The organism is uncultured Chitinophaga sp., assembly GCF_937874145.1.
Lineage (GTDB): Bacteria > Bacteroidota > Bacteroidia > Chitinophagales > Chitinophagaceae > Chitinophaga.
In genome coordinates, this window is record NZ_CALNBI010000243.1 from 1 (window position 1) to 7,029 (window position 7,029).

3 protein-coding genes and 1 pseudogene are annotated in these 7,029 nt (G+C 54.5%); all 4 read right to left on the bottom strand.

What is annotated here, in order from left to right:
• Window positions 1–596 (bottom strand): annotated as a pseudogene (locus tag Q0510_RS12005) (hypothetical protein); the annotation flags it as partial.
• Window positions 597–1,312: 716 nt separating this feature from the next.
• Window positions 1,313–2,095, bottom strand: a complete 783-nt coding sequence (locus Q0510_RS12010) for a TIGR00266 family protein (RefSeq protein WP_298711751.1) — start codon at window positions 2,093–2,095, stop codon at window positions 1,313–1,315.
• Between the two features lie 45 nt (window positions 2,096–2,140).
• Window positions 2,141–3,241 carry an SGNH/GDSL hydrolase family protein gene (locus Q0510_RS12015; protein WP_298711746.1) on the bottom strand — a complete coding sequence of 367 codons (1,101 nt, stop codon included), beginning with the start codon at window positions 3,239–3,241 and terminating at the stop codon, window positions 2,141–2,143.
• A gap of 95 nt (window positions 3,242–3,336) precedes the next feature.
• Window positions 3,337–6,882 (bottom strand): efflux RND transporter permease subunit, encoded by a 3,546-nt coding sequence (locus Q0510_RS12020; protein ID WP_298711749.1) that lies wholly within the window; start codon window positions 6,880–6,882, stop codon window positions 3,337–3,339.
• Between the last annotated feature and the right edge of the window lie 147 nt (window positions 6,883–7,029).

A 7,029-nucleotide genomic window follows, 5' to 3' on the forward strand; every position in this document is an offset into this window, starting at 1 on the left:
CCGCCACCGCCGCGGTCGTAACCGCCGCCGCCGCCACCACGGTTGAAGCCACCGCCTCCACCGCCACGGTCATAGCCGCCACCGCCGCGATCGTATCCGCCGCCACGGTCGTAGCCACCGCCACCGCCGCCGCGGTCATATCCGCCACCGCGATTGCCGCCGCCGTAACCGCCGCCGCCACGGTCATAACCACCACCGCCGCCGCCGTAGCCGCCACGATCGCGATTGTACCCGCCGCCGCCTTCTCCGCGGTCGCGGTTGAAGTCACGGTCACGGTTGAAGTCGCGGTATCCGCCGCCGCCTTCGTTACGCGGGGTGTATCCGCCGCCCTCGCGGTTAAATGTTCCTTCACGGTTGAAATTTCCACCTTCGTTGCGGGGTGTGTAACCGCCGCCTTCTCCACGGGGAGTATAGCCGCCGCCTTCGCTACGCGGGCGATAGCCGCCTTCGGGTCGTGGATTGTTGTAAGGTGGTTCTCCGTCTTTGCCAAATTCGGGTTTCTTGGAATAACCGCCGTCCTGGTCTTGGTTGGGTTCTTGCGGATCTCTGTAGCCAGGAGAATACTTTCGGGGGCGTTCGTTTCTCTCAAAATTCATCTTACTTGATTAAAGCGTGTTTGAAGCAATTTTTCAATGATTTCATGAAAATGAAATTCACCTACTTGTTTAAACTAAAATGATTAAAATTTTATTATTTCATCCGCCGGCGCGTAACCTGCATAACGTCAGGATGATTGATTATGTTCAATATGGTCCGGCTTCCGTTTAATGCTATTTAATTTTCTCTACTTATGTTAATGGAATCGCAAAGATAATTTAGCGCCGCATTGCGTAACAATTTTATCGCGGAAAATTTCTAATTAATCCTCACCTCCAGCTCGACAGGAATGTTTAAAGGTAGTTCTGGCAAATGGTTAACTGGATAACATCCAAACCGCGCTTATAGGGCTACCGTTATAAGACCTGGTAAAAATATTTTTGCCTTGAGATACACCTGAATAATTTTCATGATAAGTTTTTCAATTCTTATTCATAGCACCAGGATAAATTTTCTTCACCGCGCCAGTGAACATTCACTGATTTTGGCACCCACACAGTGCCAAGCGCTGTTCCCATGTAATATACAAAAAATCCGGTGTATCCGGTCAAGCCTCCGGGCAATATTAGCACAATACTACCAATCCAATCGTTAATTTTTTGCAAAAATGGTATAAACGGAAGGATTTTCGCATTGAAATGCGCAATCAAGTTGGCGCCCGCCCGCCCAGGGTTCCCCCTCAGGCCGACAGGCGCCGATATTAATGCGTTGATTATCAATCTCCATCGAGCAGGTTGCCTATGCCGCCCAGGATACCCCCTTCTTCCTTCCGCGCGCCAGTGCCATAAGCCAGCACCCGGCTCGCCAGGCGACTGATCGGCAGGCTCTGCAGCCACACCTTCCCAGGCCCGCGCATCACCGCGAAAAACAGCCCCTCGCCACCGAATACCATGTTCTTCACCCCGCGCACAAACTCAATGTCGAAATCCACCTGCTGGGTGTAAGCCACCACGCAACCGGTATCCACTTTCAACACCTCACCAGGCGCCAGCTCCTTCTCGATCACATAACCGCCCGCATGCACGAACGCCAGGCCATCGCCCTCCAGCTTCTGCATGATGAAACCCTCACCGCCGAAGATCCCCGTCCCCAGCTTGCGCTGAAACTCGATCCCGACATTCACCCCGCGCGCCGCGCAAAGAAACGCGTCCTTCTGGCAAATAATCTTGCCGCCCAGCAACCGCAGGTCCATCGGGATAATCTTGCCAGGATAGGGCGACGCGAAGCTCACGCGTTGCTTGCCATGGCCCACGTTCGTAAAACAAGTAATAAAAAGGCTCTCCCCCGTAATCAGCCGCTTACCGGCAGACATTATTTTCCCGAAGATGCCCTGCTTGCCGCCGGATCCATCCCCGAATAGGGTCTCCATCTTAATAGCCTGGTCCATCATCATGAAACTGCCGGCCTCGGCAACGGCGCTCTCGTTGGGGTCCAGCTCGATCTCCACGATCTGCATCTCCTCCCCGTGTATTTTATAGTCTATCTCGTGACTGTTCAGCATAGGTTGTTGGCGTTTTTTGTCTTGCCCAAAATTACATGCATTTTACCTTATCGCTTGGGATTTTTTCATCAGTTTCCGCAACTGCGGCATCATCGCCTCCACCTGCCGCATAAAGCCCAGGTCCGTCAGGTGCACCCCGTCGATCGTAGCCTCATGATCCTGCCCGATCAGGTTGTCGGCCGACAAATAATACAGCTGTTTATACCCTTCCGATTTCAACTTCGTATATGCTTCCCTGATAGCCTTATTTTTATCTACAGTAACCTGCCCGATCTTCTGGTCGAAATAACCGTTCTCCCTTTTCACCGTCTCTACCAGCAGCACCGGCACTTCCGGCCGCTTGTCCAGCAAATGTTTGATGAACGGATACGCCCGCTCCTTTACTTCTTCCACGGTCGGGTTCGGAATGCAATCCAGCACAAACAAAGATGCGGGCATTTCCGCGAGCAGCTCCGCCACCGGGAATTCCATCTTGCCGTTCCCGCTAAAGCCCAGGTTCACCACGTCCCAACCGGTCCGCCGTTGCAGGATGGAAGAATATGACATCCCCGCCCTGCTGGCCGAAGCGCCCTGCAGGATGCTGGAACCATAAATCACCATGCGGTGCGTGGTGTCGATCTTCGGACTGGCCGATCTCCTCAACTCCGCTTCCGGCGCCACGCCGATCTGGAGGGAGGTGATTTCGTTGTAGGTGGGGAGATACAGCATATACTGCCGCATCTGCCCGTCCATATTGCTGATGAGCGTATTTGTATTCGCAGTGTCTTTATCGCCCGGACGGCCCACGCCCACCCATTGCCATTTCCCGTTGTTCCAGGCGTAGAGGTCCAGCCCGCTGTGGCAGATCGGCGGGATATTGGCGTGATAGAGCCCTCTGCGGAGGTTCCACTTCGCGCTGATATACGTGCTGTTCGTCTCGAAAAGTACGGCGATGCCGGAGCTGTGTTTCGACAGGTTCTTCACCGCGGGCGTCAGCGCCCGGTCCTGCGTGGAGTCTAGCCGCTGGTAAACGGGGCTCGTGGGCAGGCCTTTGCCTACGATCTGGAATTGGCGCGCGTCGGTATAACGGGCATTGTCCTGGCCGGAAGCCACGGCCCAGCTGCTTCCTGCCATCAGCAGGGTAAGTATCCAGTTTTTAATCATGTCGAAAAATAATAAAAAAAAACCGTCCCGAAGAGTCGGGACGGTACTAGTTAACCTACAACTGTTACACTGTTTGCTCTGATAAAAACAGTTTCTTAATTCATCGACACCTTGTCCGGATGCCTGGCATGTTCGTCATGCTGCGCATCTTCGGGGTGATTGAAGAAATGATATGGGCGCGGTGAAATATAGTTCGGGTCATGCAGTTTTCTCACGGTGTCTTTCTTCATGAACAGCTTGAGGATGAGCACGAGGAAGGGAACATATTTCAGCCCGCGGGGGAGATTGTAAAGGTCGAGCACGTCGATGCAGCGCTTGTTCATGGCATACATCACGGGCACCAGGATCAGCGTCAGGAAGGTGGCGAAGATCAGGCCGAACACCATCGTCCAGGCGAGCGGGCCCCAGAAGGCTACGTTGTCGCCGCCGAAAAACAGGTGCGGGTTGAACTCGTCGAACAGCTTCCAGAAGTCGATATTGAGGCCTACCGCCAGCGGAACGAGGCCAAGGATGGCCGCGATGGCGGTGAGGATTACCGGCGTCATACGGGTACGGCCGCCTTCTACCACGGCTTCGTTGTACGGTACGTTCTGCTGTACCAGCAGGTCGGTGAATTCCACGAGTACGATACCGTTCCTGGCCACAATCCCTGCAAGCGCCATGATACCTACGCCGGTCATGACGATGGAGATATCCATTCCGAAGATGGCGAATCCGAGGAACACCCCGATGATGGAGAAAAGGATCTCCAGGAAAATAACGAGGGCGCGGCCTACGGAGTTGAACTGCGTCACCATGATGAGGAAAATGAGGCCTACCGCACCTACCATCGCCAGCAGGAGGAAGTTCATGGTCTCGGCCTGGTCTTCCTGCTCACCTGTCATTTTTACGGTGATGCCGTCGGGCGGGTTGAAATCGGACACGGCGCTGGTGATTTCCGCTACCACTTCGTTTGCGTTGTACCCGGTGAGTACGTTTGAATACAGCGTTACCACCCGCTTTTCGTCTTTGTGTTTGATACCCGCATAAGTATTGCTATATCGGATATCGGCTACGGCGCTCAGGGGTACCTGGCGGATCTGGCCGCCCATGTTCATATCACGGTAGGTCAGGTTCAGGTTCATGAGGGTGTTGATATTGTTCCGCTGGTCTTCTTTCAAACGAACGGTAATATCATATTCGTCGTCCGGGTCACGGAACTTGGATGCTTCCACGCCGGCGAGCGCGATACGCAAAGCGGTACCGATCTGACCGGTGGAAATACCTTCGCGGTTGGCGCGCTCCCGGTCGATGTTCACCACGATCTCGGGCTTGTTGCTCTGGAAGTCGCTTTTCAGCTCTTCCACGCCGCCGATCTGCAGGCTGTCGAGGTAACGCTTCAATCTTTCGGAAGTCATCGCCAGCTGGTCAAATTCATCGCCGGAGATTTCGATGTTGATGGGTTTGCCTGTGGGAGGGCCGCCCTGTTCCTGTTCCACGGTAATATCCGCGCCGGGAATGCCTTTCACGGCCTGGCGCACTTTGTCGAGATACTCGAGGGTCGACTGGCCGTTACGTTTGGAGAACTCCACGAAAGCGACGGTCACCTTGCCCTTATGGGGGTAGTTGCCCTGGTCCATCTGCGAGGGATCGGTTGCGCCGATGGCCACGTTGGAGATGATGGATTTCACGAGCGGGTTGTTCTTGCCCACTACTTTGGTGATGCGCTGCTCGATGATATTGGTGATCGAATCCGTCGTTACCTGGTCGGTACCGTTCGGCAATTCGAGGTATGCGTAGATGAAGTTGGGATCTGCGGTCGGGAAGAACACTACTTTCGGACTGCGGATACCGGTGATCACGATGCTGAATACGAGAAGCCCGAAAGTGCCTACGAGCGCCCATACCGGCCTCCATCCCACCAGGAACCACTCCAGGATGCGGCGGTAACGGTTTTGTACGCGCGGCCAGATGTTGGACTGGAATTTCCGCGCCACGCCGCCGAGCCAGAACCGCTCGATGGTGATGAGGAGCCAGATGAATACCACAAGGTTCCCCGCGCCCATGCTTCCGCCGTAACCGATCAGTGCCGCCACGCCAAACACGATGGTCAGAATGGTGAACTTGCGGTTCCAGGTCGGTTTGGGATGGTCTTCCCCTTCGTGACGGTCCATAAAGTCCACCGCGAACACCGGGTTGATGATATACGCCACGAACAGCGAAGCCAACAGGGTTACGATCAGCGTCATCGGCAGGAAGTACATGAACTTACCGATGATTCCGGGCCAGAACAGCAGTGGGAAGAATGGCGCCAGTACGGTCATCGTTCCGGAGAAAACCGGCAGGAACACCTCGCCCGCCGCGATCTTGGCGGCTTTAACGATGCCGAGGTCTTTCCGTTCGTAGAATATCCGGTGCACGTTCTCGATCACCACGATGGCGTCGTCCACCACGATCCCCAGCGCCAGCAGGAAGGAGAACAGCACCATCATGTTGAGGGTGAAGCCCAGGGCCGGCATGAAAAGGAAGGCGATGAACATGGAGATGGGTACGGAAGCGGCTACGAACAAGGCGTTCACCGCACCCATGAAGAACATCAGTACAACGGTTACCAGGATGAAGCCGATGATGATGGTATTGATAAGGTCGTGCAGGGTGATGCGGGTGGCATCGCTCTGGTCGGCCGTGATGGTCACTTCGAGGCCTTTGGGCAGCAGGTTGGCTTTCGCGTCTTCCACCAGCGCCAGGATCTTATCGGAGGCGTTGATCAGGTTTTCGCCGCTGCGCTTGATAACGTTCAGGGTAACCACCGACTTGCCGTTGAGGCGGGCATAACTTTCCTGTTCTTTATGCGAATCCACTACTTCGGCGATATCGCGGAGGTACACCACCGCGCCGGAAGCCCCGCGCACCACGATGTCGCGGATCAGGTTGGGATCTTTATACTCGCCTTTCACCGCGAGGGAACGTTTCATGCCGTCGATACGCACAAGGCCGCCGGAGATGGTCCTGTTCTCGTTTGCCACGGCCATCATCACGTCTTCAAAACTGATTTTGGCCGCGTCCATTTTGTATTTGTCGAGGTTGATCTGGATCTCGCGTTCCAGGGCGCCCACGATGTCTACACGGGTGATTTCGGTCAGGCTTTCAATCCGGTCCTGCATTTCGTCCGCATACTTTTTCAGGGTTTGCAGATCGAAGTCGCCGGACATGTTCACGTTCATGATAGGCACCTCGGAGATCTCCATTTTGGTGATCATGGGATCTTCGGTAAGGTTGTTCGGCAGGTCCTTTTTGGCCGCATCCACCTTTTCCCTCACCTGGATACCCGCTTCGAGCAGGTCTTCCTCCGGTTTGAATTCGATGATGATGGCGGAGAAGTCCTGGATGGAGGTGCTCGTGATTTTGCGCACGCCCGAGATGGATTTCAGTTTCTTCTCGATGGGCTTGGTCACGAGGGTTTCCATATCCTCCGGCGATGTGCCGACGTTGATCGTGGAAATATAATATTGCGGGAAAACTACCTCGGGAAACTGCTCCTTCGGAAGATTCTGATAAGTGATGATGCCGGCAATGGCGATGATCAGGGTGACCACATAAATGCTCACCTTATTGTCGATCGCCCAACTGGTCGGCCGGAATTCTTTTTCTAAGTCCTTCATCGGTTAATTTTTTAAAGTTGGCCGGTTACAGCTTGATAAAGTCGTTGTCGTTCAGGCCCTGGAAGCCGGTGGTGATGATCCTTTCGCCAGGATTGAGGCCGGATTTGATTTCGGCTTTATCGTTATAGGTACGGCCCATTTCGATGT